The 18,729-nt window shown below is 43.3% G+C and carries 16 protein-coding genes and 1 pseudogene; 8 read left to right on the top strand and 9 right to left on the bottom strand.

From position 1 onward, the window contains the following. The first annotated feature begins 101 nt into the window (after positions 1 to 101). On the top strand, positions 102 to 1,205 hold the full coding sequence (locus ACMAZD_RS24390) for an ISAs1 family transposase (RefSeq protein WP_435247125.1): 1,104 nt from the start codon (positions 102 to 104) through the stop codon (positions 1,203 to 1,205). A gap of 18 nt (positions 1,206 to 1,223) precedes the next feature. Here the strand turns inward: ACMAZD_RS24390 and ACMAZD_RS24385 are convergent, their stop codons facing one another. Further along, positions 1,224 to 1,514, bottom strand: a complete 291-nt coding sequence (locus ACMAZD_RS24385) for a nuclear transport factor 2 family protein (RefSeq protein WP_435249808.1) — start codon at positions 1,512 to 1,514, stop codon at positions 1,224 to 1,226. 85 nt (positions 1,515 to 1,599) lie between these two features. On the opposite strand from ACMAZD_RS24385, the gene ACMAZD_RS24380 reads away from it, so the two are divergent. From ACMAZD_RS24380 to ACMAZD_RS24370, 3 genes are all read left to right on the top strand, one after another. Next, a complete protein-coding gene (locus tag ACMAZD_RS24380; RefSeq protein ID WP_435249807.1) occupies positions 1,600 to 2,520 on the top strand; it encodes an IS5 family transposase in 921 nt (306 codons plus the stop codon). Between the two features lie 494 nt (positions 2,521 to 3,014). Continuing rightward, positions 3,015 to 3,863: a LysR family transcriptional regulator gene (locus ACMAZD_RS24375; protein ID WP_435250541.1), complete on the top strand. Its 849-nt coding sequence runs from the start codon at positions 3,015 to 3,017 to the stop codon at positions 3,861 to 3,863. 137 nt (positions 3,864 to 4,000) lie between these two features. Further along, positions 4,001 to 4,204, top strand: coding sequence for a hypothetical protein (locus tag ACMAZD_RS24370; RefSeq protein WP_435249806.1), 204 nt, complete (start codon positions 4,001 to 4,003; stop codon positions 4,202 to 4,204). A 434-nt stretch (positions 4,205 to 4,638) separates the two neighbouring features. Here ACMAZD_RS24370 and ACMAZD_RS24365 read toward each other — a convergent pair whose 3' ends face one another. The 4 genes from ACMAZD_RS24365 to ACMAZD_RS24350 form a co-directional block, all read right to left on the bottom strand. Further along, on the bottom strand, positions 4,639 to 5,862 hold the full coding sequence (locus ACMAZD_RS24365) for a DUF819 domain-containing protein (protein WP_435249805.1): 1,224 nt from the start codon (positions 5,860 to 5,862) through the stop codon (positions 4,639 to 4,641). 528 nt (positions 5,863 to 6,390) lie between these two features. Continuing rightward, entirely contained in the window at positions 6,391 to 8,313 is a 1,923-nt protein-coding gene (locus ACMAZD_RS24360; RefSeq protein ID WP_435249804.1) for a monovalent cation:proton antiporter-2 (CPA2) family protein, read from the bottom strand. A gap of 3 nt (positions 8,314 to 8,316) precedes the next feature. Continuing rightward, entirely contained in the window at positions 8,317 to 8,928 is a 612-nt protein-coding gene (locus ACMAZD_RS24355; RefSeq protein ID WP_435250540.1) for an NAD(P)H-dependent oxidoreductase, read from the bottom strand. 381 nt (positions 8,929 to 9,309) lie between these two features. Continuing rightward, positions 9,310 to 10,413 carry an ISAs1 family transposase gene (locus ACMAZD_RS24350; RefSeq protein ID WP_435247125.1) on the bottom strand — a complete coding sequence of 368 codons (1,104 nt, stop codon included), beginning with the start codon at positions 10,411 to 10,413 and terminating at the stop codon, positions 9,310 to 9,312. A gap of 84 nt (positions 10,414 to 10,497) precedes the next feature. On the opposite strand from ACMAZD_RS24350, the pseudogene ACMAZD_RS24345 reads away from it, so the two are divergent. Together ACMAZD_RS24345 and ACMAZD_RS24340 are read left to right on the top strand one after the other, a co-directional pair. Continuing rightward, positions 10,498 to 11,553: pseudogene (locus tag ACMAZD_RS24345) on the top strand (threonine aldolase family protein). Positions 11,554 to 12,030: 477 nt separating this feature from the next. Continuing rightward, complete coding sequence (locus tag ACMAZD_RS24340) at positions 12,031 to 12,465, top strand: YccF domain-containing protein (protein ID WP_435250539.1); 435 nt, start codon at positions 12,031 to 12,033, stop codon at positions 12,463 to 12,465. Positions 12,466 to 12,723: 258 nt separating this feature from the next. Here the strand turns inward: ACMAZD_RS24340 and yiaY are convergent, their stop codons facing one another. From yiaY to ACMAZD_RS24325, 3 genes are all read right to left on the bottom strand, one after another. Further along, positions 12,724 to 13,872, bottom strand: a complete 1,149-nt coding sequence (gene yiaY, locus ACMAZD_RS24335; protein WP_435249803.1) for an L-threonine dehydrogenase — start codon at positions 13,870 to 13,872, stop codon at positions 12,724 to 12,726. 250 nt (positions 13,873 to 14,122) lie between these two features. Then, the gene (locus ACMAZD_RS24330; RefSeq protein ID WP_435249802.1) at positions 14,123 to 14,281 is read right to left on the bottom strand and encodes a hypothetical protein; all 159 of its coding nucleotides are present in this window, start codon (positions 14,279 to 14,281) and stop codon (positions 14,123 to 14,125) included. Between the two features lie 121 nt (positions 14,282 to 14,402). Continuing rightward, positions 14,403 to 15,596 (bottom strand): IS91 family transposase, encoded by a 1,194-nt coding sequence (locus ACMAZD_RS24325; protein ID WP_435247018.1) that lies wholly within the window; start codon positions 15,594 to 15,596, stop codon positions 14,403 to 14,405. A gap of 361 nt (positions 15,597 to 15,957) precedes the next feature. Here ACMAZD_RS24325 and yjjG point away from each other — a divergent pair, with 361 nt between their 5' ends. After that, positions 15,958 to 16,632, top strand: coding sequence for a pyrimidine 5'-nucleotidase (gene yjjG / locus ACMAZD_RS24320; RefSeq protein WP_435249801.1), 675 nt, complete (start codon positions 15,958 to 15,960; stop codon positions 16,630 to 16,632). A gap of 159 nt (positions 16,633 to 16,791) precedes the next feature. Next, positions 16,792 to 17,718 carry an aromatic amino acid DMT transporter YddG gene (gene yddG / locus ACMAZD_RS24315; RefSeq protein WP_435249800.1) on the top strand — a complete coding sequence of 309 codons (927 nt, stop codon included), beginning with the start codon at positions 16,792 to 16,794 and terminating at the stop codon, positions 17,716 to 17,718. A 25-nt stretch (positions 17,719 to 17,743) separates the two neighbouring features. Here yddG and ACMAZD_RS24310 read toward each other — a convergent pair whose 3' ends face one another. Further along, positions 17,744 to 18,640 (bottom strand): cation diffusion facilitator family transporter, encoded by an 897-nt coding sequence (locus ACMAZD_RS24310; RefSeq protein WP_435249799.1) that lies wholly within the window; start codon positions 18,638 to 18,640, stop codon positions 17,744 to 17,746. Positions 18,641 to 18,729: the final 89 nt, after the last annotated feature.

Below are 18,729 nucleotides of genomic sequence, written 5' to 3'. Positions count from 1 at the left end.
GATCGAACTTTAGTTATTGAAAATAAATAACTTTATTTTCAATTGGAACTTTTCCTGATAGTCACGATCAGATCATGAAATAAAAAATATGAGAAACTCGCATGATTATCATTGAACAGCTAAAAAAAGTGAAAGATACCCGTTCGCACATCAACCAAGTCTACCCTGTTATAGAAGTCGCTTTTGTTGTCATAACAGCCATGCTTTGTGGTCAAAACAAGTGGACGGATATCAAGGATTTTGGTGAAGGAAATATCGACTGGTTACGTGAGTATTTCCCCTACGAAAATGGCCTTCCTACTCGTCATAATATTGCAGCAATTATGAGGACTATTGTTCCTGAAACACTCTTAGAAGCTATGGTGGGCTGGGTTAATTTGCATAGAGAGAGGCATGCTCAACCTATCATCAGTGTTGACGGGAAGGTACTAAAAGGTGCTAAAGCAAACAAACAAGATAACCCCCTTTATATGGTCTCGGCATTCGATGTTGATGAAGGTTTGACCCTCACACATCAACCCTGTAAAGGCAAAGGGACGGAGCTAACAGCGATAAGAAACCTGTTAGATACTTTAGATATAAAAGGATGTCTATTAACGGCTGATGCCCTGCATTGTCAGGTTGAAACTCTGAATAAAGTGGTTGATAAAGGTGGCGATTTCTTAGTGCAAGTCAAACTGAATCAGCCCAGTTTGCTTGCAGAAGTGGATGCACAATTCCAAGACTATTGGTCTTTGCCTGAAGATAAACAAGAGTCATACATCACCGAAGATAAAGGGCATGGCAGAAAAGAGGTTCGTGAGGTTTACGTTCTCCCAGCAGCCTTCAGTGAAGCACTCAGAGAAAAGTGGTCTGTCGTTAAAAGTGTTGTTGCAGTGGTGAGAGATAGAAGTGTCAAAGGGAAAGGAAGTTATGAAACATCGTATTATATTTGCACAGATCACTTGTCGTTAGAGTTAGCCTTACAAGCGACCAGAAAACACTGGCACATCGAGAACCAGCAGCACTGGGCGTTGGACGTTATTTTCAAAGAAGATGAACAATGTATTTATGCTGGAGATTCAGCACTAAATATGGCTTGTTGCAGACGTTTTGTTCAGAACTTGTTTAGAAAATCCGAAGGGAACTTGTCAGTACCCAGGAAGATGAATAAAGCGGTATGGGACAAAGATTACAGAGCTTCGGTTTTGTTTACATCAAATTAACAAAGTACATTCGTGCCCTTACCAATCCCCCTTTATTTTCAAAAGCGTCAGATAGTCAACCCAGTAGAAGTCACTGAGCTCTAACTTTACTTTTGCAAAAGCCATATCGTTTACGACTTCAACACCGAGGATAGAAACCACCACCTCTGCATTATTCGTAACAGCATACTCGACTAGAGCATCTCGAGGTATAAAGTGAATCGAGCCATCCTCGCCCAAAGAATGTAGATTAGTACTAGAATAAAAAGATCTTTCTATATTATCTTTAGCAAACTCTGAGTTTTCCAATGCGGAAATATAGAGGTTCACTTTACCGGCCTTGTTGCTTAAATCGATGGAACTAAATCAGGAAGCTACGATCTGATCGGATACACCCATCAATCGTCGTAGTCTCATGCCTAAACCTCGTTACAAAACAACTAACTGGAAGCAGTATAATAAAGCCTTAATCAACCGTGGCTCTCTGACCTTTTGGATTGATGAGGAGACGTTAGCCGAGTGGAAGCAAAACAAACAAGGCAAGCTTGGTAGACCTCGCCGATTCAGCGACTTAGCCATTACTACCGCTCTGATGGTGAAACGCGTTTTCTCTATGCCATTGAGAGCGCTGCAAGGTTTTCTAGACTCCGTCTTTAAGCTGGCTAACATCCCTCTGGTTTGCCCACACTACACCTGTATAAGTCGTCGATCTAAGGATGTTGAGGTTTCATTTAAAACTAAAACCAGAGGTGCGATACAACACCTAGCCATTGATGCCACTGGTCTCAAGGTTTATGGCGAAGGTGAATGGAAGGTCAAGAAGCATGGAACTGATGGGAAGCGAAGAGTCTGGCGTAAGCTGCACATCGCAGTAGATACAAGCACCCACGAAATAGTCGCAGCAGAGCTGAGCTTATCTAACGTAACCGATGCCGAAGTGCTCCCCAACTTACTCAATCAGACACGTCGGAAAATCATTGAGATATCAGGTGATGGCGCTTATGACACAAGGGATTGCCATGATGCCATACGGATCAAGCGAGCTGTTCCGCTCATCCCACCAAGAGAAGGGGCTGCCTTCTGGGAGCGTGGTCACCCCCGAAATCTCGCCGTGGGTTGCCAGAAGTTATATGGCTCAAATAAGTATTGGAAAGAGCGGTATGGCTATCATAAGCGCTCTCTATCAGAGACCGCGATGTACCGAGTAAAACAGCTGCTAGGTGGGAAATTAAGCCTGAGGAACTACAACGCTCAAGTTGGCGAGACTTACGCTATGATTAAAGCCCTGAATAAGCTTACAGGGCTTGGTATGCCTGAAACACAGTATATCGATTAAGAATTAAGCACAATGGGGCAGGCATGCCTTCTCTCTGAATTAAGCAACAAAGCCCACTTTACCCTTAACTGCTTGATCTTGATTTTTAATATCCATAATTACCTCATGTTATTTAATAAGAAAATGAGATTTAGATGTCGGTTACTGTATGATTAACAACTAAATCAACCTTGAATTAAACTATATTATCTAATGTTGAATTTGATAATTAGTAAATTTCAGAAATCACTTTTGCTACTGTGCAACAGTCGGAGCTAGGAACTGATAACTAGATAGAGATAGTAGGCATTAGAGCTTTTGAGAAACGAAAAAAACACTTGATAACAATCTGCTATAAACGGGCAAAAGCAATAAATTACCCTAATCAGACGAACCGTACTTTTTTACTGCTGACAATAAAATCATTTCTTTACAGCGTCACATTAATGATAGTCTGACGTTATTAGAGACATTTTCAGGAAGCATATTTTGTCAATTTTTTTGGGTATTACAGAATTGTTGCAGTAGCTGAAACCCAAGGCTTTAGCTCTGCTGGCAGACACCTTGGCATAGCCACTTCACAAATCAGTCGACGTGTTTCAGAGCTTGAAGAGAGACTTGGTGTCGCTCTAGTGGCGCGAACAACAAGAAAAGTAAGGCTAACTGACGCTGGTCACTCGTACTATGAATATTGCAAAAAAATAATAGAGCAAATAGACACAGCTAATGAAGTCGTGACAGAAGGTAAAGCCCGTTTATCAGGAACACTCAGAATATCAGCAGGGGGCGATTTTGCAGAAAATCACGTCATACCAGCGCTGATGGACTTTGTTTCTGAACATCCAGATTTAGAGCTAGATATCGACTTTAATTCAAAGGTGATCGACTTTATCGATGATGGTTATGATTTCGCAATAAGGTTTGGGTCACTCCCTGACTCTAATTTAATAGCAAGAAAACTGTCTGACCATTTATACGCAGCGGTCGCTAGCCCTGATTATTTAAATAAGTTCGGTAGGCCGACCTCACCACGTGATCTAGCAAGACACAGGTGTATTACTACAACTTATAACCGCTGGACCTTCCAGGATGAGGGCGAAGATATCAATATTTTTGTCAAAGGGCAGGTAAGAGCTAATAATGTTAATACACTGGTAAATGCGTGCAAGAAAGGGTTCGGTGTGCTGTACCTTCCAAAGTCTGTTCTTTCTGAAGAGCTAAAAAACAAACAGTTAGAGCCTATATTGACTTCCTATTGGAAGAATAGAGGCTCCACTTGGATAGTTTATTCTGACAGAAAATTTCTGCCGCTTAAAAGTCGCTCGGCCATTGAGTATCTGGTCTCTAAGTTCTCAAACACATAGAAGCATCAGTAAAATTCATAGGAGTGTTCAACATAAATGCCGCTTGATCCCTTTGTTGTAAATGTAAATGGGCCATCAGTAGAAATTGCTAGTGCTCGGCATTCAACCGATGCCAACGCTGTCCAAGAGCAGCTTCTATGAACTCCAAACTAGCCAACAACAAAGCCACATTTGAATATCAAGGTATATCGAAGACTCAGCAGGGTAGATTTAGCTATCAAACAAAGCTATGGTGTCATCAATATTACCTTCCTCAGGATGGAACAACGCAAGCTGCTATCAAAGGTGTCATTGAAAAGCATTGTGATTCACAAACTTACTCTGAACGATGGCTTTTTTAATTATCAATAGGGTAGAGTTCAGCCAAAATTCCTCTACAGAAAAGCTAATGAAAACAAAATAAAAAGTGGTTTGAAACTAAGAATAAACTTAAAAAACACGATTCATTTTGAAGTGAGATACGATCTATTCTCTATGATAGATTTCAAGCACTTAATTTAATTATCGGTGTTTCAAATGGTACGAGTAGACGTTAGAAAATTATCTAACACACTGATTAACGCGGGCGTTCCGAGAAGAGGGCGGTGTTACTAGCCAAAGCATTCAAAGATTCAATTAACGAAATCGATCCCGTCTCTCAATCGTATGTGAACAAGAAGATTGAGAAGTCCAAAAATGAAACTCTTCAATACTTGTAGGCGTAAAAAAGTCCGATATTGGCGTACCAATATCGGACTTTGATGTTTAATGGTTAGTTTGAGTGACGTTAACTCAATTAACCCGCAGCAGCCTGCATGATTAGGCCACAGATGTAAGCACCGTACGTACCTAGTGCGTAACCAAGTACCGCCATTAGGATACCGACTGGAGCTAATGCAGGGTGGAATGCCGCTGCTACGATAGGAGCCGATGCTGCGCCGCCTACGTTAGCTTGGCTACCAACTGCCATGAAGAACAGTGGTGCACGGATAAGCTTCGCCATCACAATCATTAGAATGGCATGGATAGTTAGCCATGTAATACCAATGAAGAAGTAACCTGGGTTGTCTAAGATAGCTGTCACATCCATTTGCATACCAATAGTTGCAACTAGGATGTAGATGAATGCCGAGCCCACTTTTGACGCGCCGCTGTGTTCAAGGCTGCGTGTCGATTTGAAGCATGAAGCGATGAGCGCGAACGTTGTTACCATTACGATTAACCAGAAGAAACCTGATGTAAGGCTGTATTTTGCGAGTTCTGGTGCGTTAGTCGAGATCCAAGGTGCGATTAGGTCACTGAATAGGTGAGCTAGGCCGGTAAGACCGAATGCAATCCCCGTGATCTTCATTAGATCGGTTGTGGTAGTTGGGCGAGCGTTCTCTTCTTGGTATTTAGATACGGTCTCTTTTAGCTCTTCAATAGATGAAGTATCCGCTTTTAACCATGCATCAATCTTCTTCTGACGGCCAGCCATGATAAGCAATACAGCCATCCAAATGTTTGCACAGATAACGTCTACTGTAATCATTGCAGAGAAGAGTTGATCATCAACCTCGAACACTTCTTTCATTGCGGCTTGGTTTGCACCGCCGCCAATCCAAGAACCTGCAACGGTTGTTAGGCCACGCCATACGTCACCAGATACAAGGTCAGGGTTGATTTGCTCAATGATCAAGATAGCCAGTGGACCACCAATGATAATGCCGACAGTACCGGTAAGGAACATGATGACGGCTTTTGAACCTAGTCCAAAAATCTTGCGTAGGTCAGCTGAGATGATCAGAAGAACTAATGCACTTGGAAGTAGGTAGCGGCTTGCTACGAAGTATAGCTTTGAGTTTGACGCATCGATGATGCCGAAGCTGTTCAACAATGAAGGAACAAAGTAGCAGAGCAATAGGCCTGGGATGAATGAATAGAATTTTTTCAGTGCGCTGTTTTGGCTACTTTCCGTGATAAATACACCGCCAAGAATAACAGCTAACATGCCCATAATTACGGCATCATTAGTGATCATTATTATATCTCCTTTAAGGTGAGCGCATAGGTCTCACTTTTTTGATGGCAGGACTATACCGATAACTTCAATTCGTTACAAATTGTAACTAAAGATACCTTTTGAAACATTTATGTTAATTCAAATGGTTTTTATTTGTGAATTAAGCGCTCAAGTTATTGGTTTTGTGAATGGTTCTATTGGGCGATACAGGCTGGTTTTGATATATGCAATGTTATTCAAACCCCTGAAACTGGTCATTTCTATTTTAGTTGGCAAGTGAGTCGCTAAAATGAGTGCATATATAGCCATGTTTAAGGTGTGGTTTATGCAATGAGCTAATGTTTCATAATTGTAAAAACTGAATTCATTTTTGACGGGTAGCTTGAGATTGAAAATTATAACTGGATCACATAAATCTCGTGGTTCATCTGATTTAGGTCCGGTGTTTTGGCTTCATCGATCACGCTGTTCGTGTCTAGACAATGAAAAATCGGCCCGAGAGCCGCTTTTTGAATGGTTACTTAGAGTGTTTATTAGAATTCCCGCTTAGCTTTCTTCTTCCTCAAAGCCATCTGCATAGCCTTTCGGTGGCGGTGTCCAACCTCGTTCAGATCGAGAGTGCTTGTCTGAACGGTCTTTTTTCATATCTTCTTTCATTGCTTCTTCAAGGTGAATGAAGATTTGTCGGTAGTTATTGTCGTAGCGCGGGTTCTCTTCTGCTTCAGACCAAGCTTGGTAGAGCTTTTCAGACTTACGACTTTCAACACGCTGATACGTTGATTTTTGCTGTTCAACGAAGAATGGATGATGACCCAAAGAACGCAACGCTTCTGCACCCATTTCCAGCGCCGAGTGATACGTTTCTGATTCCACAAAATCTGCACCGGCTTCTCTTAGGCGATAGCTGTGACCACGGTCGAATGCTCGCGCTAAGATTTTCACTTTAGGGTAGGTGTGTTTAACGTATTTCACCAATTCAACGCTTGAGTCTTGGTTGTCGATAGCCACAACCAACATCGCGGCTTCTTCGATTCCCGCAGTGTGTAATAGGTCATGACGAGTCGCATCACCAAAATAAGATTTGATATTGATGGAGCGTAACAAATCTACTTGGTTGGCTTGGTGATCCAGAACCACAGTATTGACATCATTCGATACCAATAAGCGGTTAACGATCTGACCGAATCGGCCAATACCAGCAATGATGACTGTGCCTTTCTCTTCGATGGTATCTTCTTCACGGTCGTTAGATTTTTGTTCGTAGCGAGGCAGAATCACTTTATCAAACAAAATGAACAGGCCAGGTGTTAAGAACATTGAAAGGGCGACAACCAGCGATAATGTTTGAACAATATCAGAGGGCAGCACATGGTTTTGGGCTGAGAAGCTCAGTAGTACAAAACCGAATTCACCGGCTTGCGCCAAGCTCAACGTAAACAACCATCGGTCGCTGTTTTTGATTTTAAAGATCAGCGCCAGAGTGCACAGCACCAATGCTTTGAGTGCCATTACGCCTAGCGTTAAACCAATGATGAGTCCAAAGTCGTTAAACAGAACACCAAAATCGATACCTGCACCTACCGTAATGAAGAACAGGCCAAGCAACAGCCCTTTGAATGGGTCAATGTTAGATTCCAGTTCGTGTCTGAATTCACTGTTGGCAAGTACAACGCCCGCTAAGAATGTACCAAGTGCTGGAGACAAACCAACCAGGCTCATCAGCGCGGCAATACCAATAACCAACATCAGCGCCGTTGCGGTGAAGATTTCACGTAGGCCTGAGCTTGCAACGAAGCGGAACAGTGGGCGACTTAGATAACGTCCTCCCACAACCACGATGGCGATGGAAGCGGTAATAACAAGGCCATATGCCCAGCTTGGTAAGCCTGCAACCAAACTTAACTCATCGTGATGTGCTGCGGTTTGTGCTGCGCTTTCTGCCAAAGCAACCATTTCAGGAAGAGCCAATAAGGGAATAAATGCCAACATCGGAATGACGGCGATATCTTGGAATAGTAAGACTGAAAAAGCATTCTTACCGCCTTCTGTCTTTGATAGCCCTTTCTCATTAAACGTTTGAAGAACAATCGCGGTAGATGACAGTGCAAAGATCAAACCGATAGTCAACGCGATCGTTAAAGGTTGCCCAAAGAACAGAGCAATCCCCATTACAATCGCGGTAGTGCCTCCAACTTGCAAGCCACCCAGTCCCATAAGGCGGTTTCTCATTGCCCAAAGCATCTTCGGCTCAAGTTCCAGCCCGACTAAGAACAACATAATGACCACACCGAATTCGGCAAAGTGTTGAATGGTCGTGGTCTCTTCGCCAACTAATCCAATAATTGGACCAATCACAACACCGGCAATCAGGTAGCCAAGCACAGAACCTAGGCCAAACCTCTTGGCGATAGGGACGGCGATGACTGCCGCGAGCAAATAGATAAATGCTTGTAGAAAATACCCTGTCATGATCTAACCTCTACTCATCATTTCATCGACGTAATGGTTTAGCTTTTCAACCTTGCTTGCCTTTTTGAGGTCGACTTTGGCCGCAACAAAAGCCTCTAAAAGCGATTTGTAACTATTTACGTGATCTTGAATTCGGCCTTCTTCTAACGCAGTACGTGAACCAAATAAAGCTAATGGAGCCAAGTAGTTCATGCCGCACAAAGACGCCGTTTGTTCGATCGGGTGAAGCAGTTCACGTATGGTGAAGTGGTTATAACCGTCAGTCTGATAAGCATCTTTTTTCCCGCCAGCGGTGATACTGCATAACAAGCTCTTACCTTGCAGTTCATTACCGTCGATGCCGTAAGCAAATCCGTATTCTAGGACGAGGTCTTGCCACTCTTTAAGAATCGCCGGTGTTGAGTACCAATATAGTGGGAACTGAAAAATGATGATGTCATGGTCCAACAGGCGTTTCTGCTCACGATCGATATTGATCTTGAAGGTTGGGGATTCAGCATAAAGGTCGACACAGGTGACGCCTTCAATACGCTTGGCTTGCTCAAATAAGGGTTTGTTAGCTTCAGAGCGATGCTGAGAAGGGTGGGCGAATAGCACCAAGACTCGATTTTCGATATATAGCTCTCTTTGTCCATTAACGAATAATATTTATTGGAGTTATAGATATACAATAATAGAAGAATGGTTGAACAACAACGAATTAGCCCATACTTATCTAGTTAGGTGCGCGTGTTTTTAGGGACTTAATTATATAAAACATCCGTCAATTTGAATATTTCCGGCACACACAGCCGACGACTGCGTAAAACTAATTATTCGCTAATAATAAAAGCTAAGAGGTGCACTTTATGTCACCGTTGAAGGCTAACGTAAATAATTTAATCACCCTACATAGTACGACAATGAATAAAGGAAAAGGTATGAGCACGGACTTGCGTCAACAATGTAATTTGCTGCTTTCTGGTCACTTCGATCCAAGGGCACGAATGTACTTTGTTAATTTGATGTAAACAAAACCGAAGCTCTGTAATCTTTGTCCCATACCGCTTTATTCATCTTCCTGGGTACTGACAAGTTCCCTTCGGATTTTCTAAACAAGTTCTGAACAAAACGTCTGCAACAAGCCATATTTAGTGCTGAATCTCCAGCATAAATACATTGTTCATCTTCTTTGAAAATAACGTCCAACGCCCAGTGCTGCTGGTTCTCGATGTGCCAGTGTTTTCTGGTCGCTTGTAAGGCTAACTCTAACGACAAGTGATCTGTGCAAATATAATACGATGTTTCATAACTTCCTTTCCCTTTGACACTTCTATCTCTCACCACTGCAACAACACTTTTAACGACAGACCACTTTTCTCTGAGTGCTTCACTGAAGGCTGCTGGGAGAACGTAAACCTCACGAACCTCTTTTCTGCCATGCCCTTTATCTTCGGTGATGTATGACTCTTGTTTATCTTCAGGCAAAGACCAATAGTCTTGGAATTGTGCATCCACTTCTGCAAGCAAACTGGGCTGATTCAGTTTGACTTGCACTAAGAAATCGCCACCTTTATCAACCACTTTATTCAGAGTTTCAACCTGACAATGCAGGGCATCAGCCGTTAATAGACATCCTTTTATATCTAAAGTATCTAACAGGTTTCTTATCGCTGTTAGCTCCGTCCCTTTGCCTTTACAGGGTTGATGTGTGAGGGTCAAACCTTCATCAACATCGAATGCCGAGACCATATAAAGGGGGTTATCTTGTTTGTTTGCTTTAGCACCTTTTAGTACCTTCCCGTCAACACTGATGATAGGTTGAGCATGCCTCTCTCTATGCAAATTAACCCAGCCCACCATAGCTTCTAAGAGTGTTTCAGGAACAATAGTCCTCATAATTGCTGCAATATTATGACGAGTAGGAAGGCCATTTTCGTAGGGGAAATACTCACGTAACCAGTCGATATTTCCTTCACCAAAATCCTTGATATCCGTCCACTTGTTTTGACCACAAAGCATGGCTGTTATGACAACAAAAGCGACTTCTATAACAGGGTAGACTTGGTTGATGTGCGAACGGGTATCTTTCACTTTTTTTAGCTGTTCAATGATAATCATGCGAGTTTCTCATATTTTTTATTTCATGATCTGATCGTGACTATCAGGAAAAGTTCCAATTGAAAATAAAGTTATTTATTTTCAATAACTAAAGTTCGATCCCGCCCTTACTTCGATCCAACACCAGCCCAAACCTTCGCGCAAATGGCTGAATGGTGCGAAACACATGATGTGGCGCACGACACCTATGGTGATGGCGATTTTATTGATAGTTTTGAAAACAAAGTGGCTGATTTGCTCGGCTATGAGGCCGCCGTGTTTGTGATTACTGGCACCATGAATCAACCGACAGCGTTAGAGATTGCTTGCCAAGAAAAAAGAAATCCTTTAATAGCGATGCACGAATCCAGCCATATTATGCGCCATGAACGCCAAGGGTATCAGCTCCAGAACCGTTTCAATGTACTTCCGGTTGGTAATGTATTCCGCACTTGGGATGTCGACGACTTAAAGGCTTGGCCTGATGAGATTGCCGCGGCATTGTATGAACTACCGATGCGAGAGATTGGTGGTCAGCTGCCTGAGTGGGAAGAACTTGAAGCGATAAAGCAGTACTGCAAAGAACAATCGATTCATCTGCATATGGATGGGGCTCGTTTGTGGGAGTGCGGCGCGTATTATCAAAAGCCATATAGCGAGATTGCTAAGGGGTTCGATACGGCTTATGTTTCGCTGTACAAAGGATTAAACGGACTTGGGGGCTAACTCCTATTAGGTGACAAGGCTTTCGTAGCAAAAGCATCGGCATGGATGAAGCGTCAGGGCGGAAATGTTTATCATCGCACGCCTTACGTGGTTTCGGCAGCAATGCAGTTTGATCAACGGATTGAGTTGATGCCAGCATTGTATGAGCGTACTAAGCAAATCTATCAAATCCTAAAAGATTACCCGCAGTTCAAAGTGAACCCGCAGCAACCCCAAGTAAACATGTTTCACCTCTATTTACCCGTGAGTTTTGAGGATGGCATTATCCTGCGCGACAATATAGCTAAGAAGTATAAGGTTTGGATAGGAAACCCAGCGATCAGCGAACTGCCAAACCAATGTAAGATTGAATGGTACGTAGGGGATAACTTACTAAATTTGCCAGATCATGAGCTGATCGACATTCTAGATTTTATTAACGAAGAGTTGGTTTGATCGCAGAAGAGTTGAATTGATTACAGCTGAAGTGAGTTAACTGAGATGAATACAGGACATGTTTCCTGTATTCATTTTTACGCCGATAGGATGGCGGGGGCTTGTCATATGTATTGGTTGATGTACACGTCGACTAAAAACATGAATACAGGCACCGTGCTGAGAAGTCCGAAGAAGACGATTGGCACCCAATTTTTCATTTTCTTTTTAGGTTGCTCAGGGTTGTTCATAAGTTCGGCCTTAAATGAGTTGTTGTAGCTGTTTAGCTTTGTGATACTAAAAATCTACGAACATGGTATCAAATAAAATCGATGATCCCTATGCGGATTTGGCGTTTCGTGGTGTGTATCAATCACATAAAATGTAGGCGATTCATAGGCGGTTCATAAAGACTCAATAATAATGAACCTATTAGAACAAGTATTGCCTTACCCGGAATATGAAATAAACAGCGTTCAAAGATTTGGAGAAGACAACATGAGAACAGTAGGAAACATCATTTGGTTTCTGTTTGGTGGCGTATTTATGGGATTGGCATGGTGGTTCTTCGGACTGCTCGCATTCCTCACCATCGTTGGTATTCCATGGGGTAGAGCGTGTTTTGTAATGGGTAACTTCTCATTCTTCCCATTTGGTCAAGAAGCGATTTCACGTGATGAATTGACCAATGAAACTGACATCGGTACCAGCCCGCTTGGTATGATTGGTAACATCATTTGGTTCTTATTTGCTGGAATCTGGTTGGCGATTGGTCACATCACGTCAGCAGTAGCGTGTTTCATTACTATCATTGGTATTCCGTTTGCGATTCAACATCTTAAGCTAGCGGTTATCTCATTGGCGCCAATCGGAAAAACGGTTGTCGACAAGCGTGAAGCAGAAGCGGCAAGAGTAAGAAACGACAAAGGTTAAGGCTACAGCTTAAGCCTTAGATTGAACTGAAAAAGCACATCACATGATGTGCTTTTTTGTGCCTCGTTTTCTATCTAACGATGCCCAAATCTCACAAATACTCACTAGTGATTAGTCGCTACTGATTAGTGATGAGGGTAAAGATCTGAAAGGTATCGGACAGATAAAAAAACGGGCTCGGAGGGTGAGCCCGTTTGTGTTAGCTATTTGTTTTTAGCAAGAGCCGCGTGTTTCTAGCTCGAATTACTTGTCGCTAGATTACATTGCTGCTTCGAAGATCGCTGAGATTTCTTCGTGAGTCGCTTGTTTAGGATTAGTGAAACCACAAGCGTCTTTTAGTGCGTTGTCAGAAAGAGTCGGGATGTCTTCTAGCTTAGCCCCAAGCTGTGCGATACCCGTTGGGATATTAACATCGTTTGCGAGTTGAACAATCGCGTTGATAGCCGCTTCTGCGCCTTGCTCTGCTGTCATTCCTTCAACATTCACACCCATCGCTTTTGCAACGTCACGTAGACGCTCTGGGCAAACTTGTGCGTTGTAGCGTTGAACGTGTGGTAGCAAGATAGCGTTACATACACCGTGTGGAAGGTCGTAGAAACCACCCAGTTGATGCGCCATTGCATGAACGTAACCCAATGAAGCGTTGTTGAATGCCATGCCAGCCATGAACTGTGCGTAAGCCATTTGCTCACGAGCTTCAATGTCTTCGCCGTGCGCTACGGCTGTTCTTAGGTGTGCTTGCACAAGTTCAATTGCTTTAATTGCTACTGCGTCTGTGATTGGCGTTGCTGCGATAGAAACGTAAGCCTCGATTGCGTGTGTTAAGGCATCCATGCCTGTTGCTGCCGTTAGTGATGCAGGTTTAGCAAGCATCAACTCAGGATCGTTTACTGAGATAAGTGGTGTTGTGTGTTTATCAACGATAGCCATCTTAATGTGACGAGCTTCGTCAGTAATGATGCAGAAACGCGTCATTTCAGAAGCTGTACCTGCTGTTGTGTTGATAGCAATTAGAGGCATCATTGGTTTTTCTGACTGATCAACGCCTTCGTAATCTGCAATCTTGCCACCGTTAGAAGCAACTAGGGCAATACCTTTTGCACAATCGTGTGGAGAACCTCCACCTAGAGAAACAACGAAATCACAATCGTTGTCAGTTAGTAATTCAAGACCATCATTAACGTTCGTGATGGTTGGGTTGGGTTGAGTGCCGTCGAATACAACTGCGTCTACGCCACGTTGGCTAAGTAGGTCTTGTACCTGTTTAACCACACCAATTTGGTTAAGTACCTTATCCGTAACGATCAGACCTTTTTTGAAGCCTTGAGACTGAATGCTATCAGCAGCATCTTTCAAACAGCCAGTACCCATGAAGTTGATTGTAGGGATATAAAATGCAGTAGACATTAGAAAACTCCGTTAATTATGTTTTTTAATTTCCTATATGTTGTCGGCAATCAACTGGTCGACCATTGATCTGGAACAACTTTGATTCCGAACTACCACTTTGTGATTATGCGTTGTGATAGGGCTCATATAGCAATCGTTTTTATGGTTTTCTTATGTGGTTATTGTCAGTAATGGAAAGCGAACGATTGATTAATTTAAGAACAGTACGGCGCTCCATGACCATGACCAAGACCATGAACACTAAAGGCTATTCACTCAACGTCGGTTCAAGTTCAGTTTGTGTCGAAGGTTTACTTGAGTCATCGTTAGCTTCAATTTGAGGCTCATCGGTATCTAAGGCGTCAGAGGTCTCTTCTGGTTCAAGGTAAGGAATCTCAATGTTTCCTGACCTGAACAATCGCGGCATAACTCACGTCAGAATGAGTCCCGGACAGACCTAACTTCTGCTCTACAATCTAAACACGGATGTTTGTTGAACACTTTCATGCTGTTTTCGCTATTTCAGATACACCCATCCTGTGAAACGCCTAAATTGACCTGATTTGGGCTTGAACCAGAGCATGGTGGACCAGCTCTGACAGCGGCTCCCCAGCCCTAAAGCGAAGAAACGTTAAACGGTGCCCACAAAGAATGCACTCAAACGGGTCAACCTTCACATACCCTTTCAGCATAGCTGCGTAACCGGGCATTTCAGGTGCGTCTTTAGGTGCGACACCCAAGGCACCGTAGACCTTAGGGAGCATCTCACCACGACGTCGGTTTGATAGAAAACCGAAGTATCGAATCATTTTGAAGTGCTTATCTGGAATATGCTCAATCATGCGTTCTATCAGAGCTTCTGGACTCAAAATGAGGGATTCCGTTCGACCATTTCTATGGTTGAGGTAATCAAACGTCACCAAGCCTCCCTGGAAGTTATGTCGTAAACGCGACGCCGATATCGGTGGCCGTTTTAGGTATCGGCCGAGGTAAGTCATGGTTGGCGTCACGTTGGCTGTTTTCTTTGCAAAGTGCAGCTTCCATCGACGGCAATATTGGCTGGTTAAAAATCGGGACCAATCTTGCTCATTACGAATGAAAGGGCAGTCCTCTCCACTCAAGTCTAACTCTGAGTAATTGGAGCTGAGAAGTTGAGTGATGGCACCGCGCCAACACTTCTCAGTGGTCTTAGCTTTAAAGAAAATCGGCTTCCATAGACCAGTCTTCTTACATAAACCCCCACGGGTGACAGACAAATGGATGTGCACATTCCAATTCAGCTTTCTGCCGTAGGTATGAAGTGCACAGAACACGCCAATATCGATATCGAGTTGCTTTGCCCATCCTAAGAAGATTTTGGCTGCGCAGCTAAAGAGATGATTGAGAAGAAAACGATTATCCCGAAAGATGGGCCACAACGTGTGTGGTAGCGTCAACGTAACGTGTTGATACTCACACTCAGGAAAGACATGTTGTTGCTTTCGTATCCACCGCTCTGTGGCTTTTATGCCACAACTGCTGCAAAAGCGAGATTTACACGTCTGGTGAATGTATTTGTGATGGGTGCAGTCAGCATGAGTGCATCGATACTCTTTAGAGCCAAAAGCAGCGGTACTGCAAGCGAGCATCTTGGTGACGTTTTCAATGACGACGGTTCGGAGGGTTTCTCGGTACTTATTGAGGTAGTTCAGCCAAGTATCGTTGGCATTGAAGAGTTGTTTGATGGGCTTATTCGGATGCATGACCTATAGGATAAACGATCCATGTAAAGCACCCTAGTAGGTTGAGTCTCTTTGTTTTCGGCCGTAGGCCGCTCAGGCGACACCGTCGCCGGTTCTTCATCATTATACTTTACAAGGCATGGGGTGAGCATGACGGATGGCGGTAAGAAGTACTTCATGGTACTTAAGTGTATTTCTTGTATGGTATTGGTTTAATATGTGGCAAAATTTGCGATACATCATGACTTGTTGCTTGTTTTCTATAAATTCTTAGAACTATATTCAGGCTCACAAAATTGATAGTAGAATGCGCATCTGGCCTTTGAGGCAACGAGAAAATAAATACAAGCACTGCTCAACCGCGCGAATAATAGGAAATAAAATGAAGTACGATTGGATATTCTTTGATGCAGATGAAACTTTGTTCCACTTTGATGCTTTTCAAGGAATGAAGCTGATGTTCTCCCGTTTTGGCGTGGACTTTAGCGAACAGGATTATCTAGTTTATCAAGAGGTTAATTTGCCATTATGGGTCGATTACCAAGATGGCCGTATTACGGCGGCACAACTGAAGCACGCGCGTTTTGAAAGCTGGGCAGCAAAATTAGAGACCACAACGGCAGCACTAAACAGTGCCTTTTTAGCCGCAATGGCTGACATCTGTTCTCTGCTTCCTGGTGCAAAAGAGTTGATGGAGTCGTTAAAAGGCAAAGTGAACATGGGCATCATCACCAATGGTTTCACAGAGCTGCAGTCAATCCGTTTAGAACGAACAGGAATGGCGGACTACTTTGAGCACGTGATTATTTCTGAGGAAGTGGGTGTTGCTAAACCAGACGCCGAAATTTTTGAACATGCACATAAGCTGATTGGATTGCCATCGAAGCAGCGCGTATTGATGGTCGGGGATAACCCACATTCTGATATTTTAGGTGGCTTGGATTTTGGTATTGAGACCTGTTGGTTGAACAGCCAAGAGAAAGCGACGCCAGCCGGAATTAACCCTCATTATCAGGTTAAGTCTCTTACTGACCTGCAAGCTCTTTTACTAGCATAATTGCTATTAGATTTTTGAGTGAATGATTGATAGCCGAGTAAAGTTATGTGCTCGGCTACTTATTTTTACTTACTGCAATTTATCGATAGTGGTGTTTAAGCCTACCTTTGCTTTAAGCTCGCTTTGATTACCCCATTACAATAAAAATAAGGAAGAGGCGTGCTGAAATCTCATCGTCATAGCTGCTACGGCATTGCTGCCATTTTACTATGGAGCTGCTTAATTGCATTGTCTCGTAGTGTGTCAGAACAACTGGGCCCAATTGGTGGCGCAGCCAGTCTTTATACAGTGAGCTCGCTGTTGTTAGTTTGTGTTATGGGTCTACCTAAACTGTCGCGCTTCTCTAAATCGTATTTGATGATCGGTGGTGCCTTATTCGTTTGCTACGAAATCTTCTTAGCTCTGGCTTTAGGAATGGCAAATAGTCGACATCAAGCTTTAGAAATGGCCGTTATCAACTATCTATGGCCTGCACTAACGGTGTTGTTTGCGGTGCTGTTGAGCGATAAAAAGATCAACTTGTTGGTTTATCCAAGTATCGTCTTGGCGTTCTTTGGTGTGGCTTGGAGTATCAGCGGCGATCAGGGGCTTTCTGTCGATCAAATCGCGGCTAATATCGCGACGAATCCAAAAACCTATTCGATGGCATTCTTCGGCGCGATTATTTGGGCGGTGTATTGTAATTACACCCAACGTGTTGCCAAAGGTCAGAATGCGATTGTGCTTTTCTTTATCTCTACTGCGGTCACTCTGTGGATCAAATACGCATTGAGTGACGAAACCGGCATGGTGATGACTTCAAGCGCTGCGATTGATTTAGTACTTGCTGGGGCTTGTATGGGGGCTGGTTACGCGCTTTGGAACACCGCGATATTGGGTGGCAATATGGTCTTCCTCGCCACTATGTCGTATTTCACGCCAATCTTCGCGACCTTACTGTCTTCTATGATTCTAGGTTTGTCATTGAACATGAGTTTTTGGCAGGGCGTTTGTATGGTGACGATCGGTTCACTGGCTTGCTGGTGGGTAACCAGAGACAAAAAGCCGACGGTTAAGGCGTCGGCTTCTGAAGAGGTTCAGTCTTGAGTATTGAGCTTAAGAGAGAATGCTCTTAGCTCGCGATATTGAGGTTCAATTGAAGCTCATAAGGCATCTTAGATAGGCGTCGCTTAAGTTGGCGGCGCGTACGTTCAATATCATCGACCGCAATCGCTTGTTGGTCGTTGGTATGAATATCAACATTGATTCTTAGCTCTGGGCCAACCTTGGTCACGCCCATTAACTCCAAATCTTGATCCGCATCTTTGTCCACAGCGACAACATTCTTATCTACCGCGTCACAAATATCTTTGGTTGCCGACATCATTAGCAGTTCACGCATTGCTTCATGTAACATGTCGAACGGCACTTTGATGAAGTAGAAAGACATCAGTAACATCATCATTGGATCGGCATATACCGCGTATTCAGCAAACGGAGAGTAAGCCACCAACCAAGCAACAACGAAACCTGCCGTTACCGCGACACTCAAAAGTGTATCCATTTGCCACTGTTTAGATTCAGCTTGGATCAAACCTGAAGAAATACGTTTGCTCTTGTTGGCGATGTACCACCAAGCGTAACCACAACCCAATACGTTGAAAATACCAAATAGAGTTGCGATAGAAGCATCGACTTCACGACCACCTGTCATCAGAGCACCAATCGCAGAGTAAATCGAATAACCTACCACAAGTAGAATCACAATCGCTTTAATCGCGATTACGATTGGCTCAATGATTGCTCGACCGAACGGGAACTCCCTATCTGATGGGCGATTAATGTATTTCGAAGCAACTAGTGACAATAAAGTTAACAGTAAGCTGATAAGAGAATAGACACCGTCAAATACTATGACTAGAGAGCCAACGAGAAGACCCAACACCAAGCCGCCAATTGCGAAGCCTGATGCTAAAAGGGCTGAGAACAATAGTACTCGGTTTTCGTTTTGGCTTTTCCTGTCACACATAATATTTCCCAGATGTTTTTGATAACTTCATTGTTCTAATATTGAGCTAGCTTTACAAACTTTATCTGATGACGTTTATATGTCGGTAA

The organism is Vibrio sp. nBUS_14 (assembly GCF_051201655.1).
Classification (GTDB): Bacteria; Pseudomonadota; Gammaproteobacteria; order Enterobacterales; family Vibrionaceae; genus Vibrio.
The sequence above is the reverse complement of the archived record's forward strand: the minus strand, read 5'-3'. Positions and strand labels throughout refer to the sequence as shown.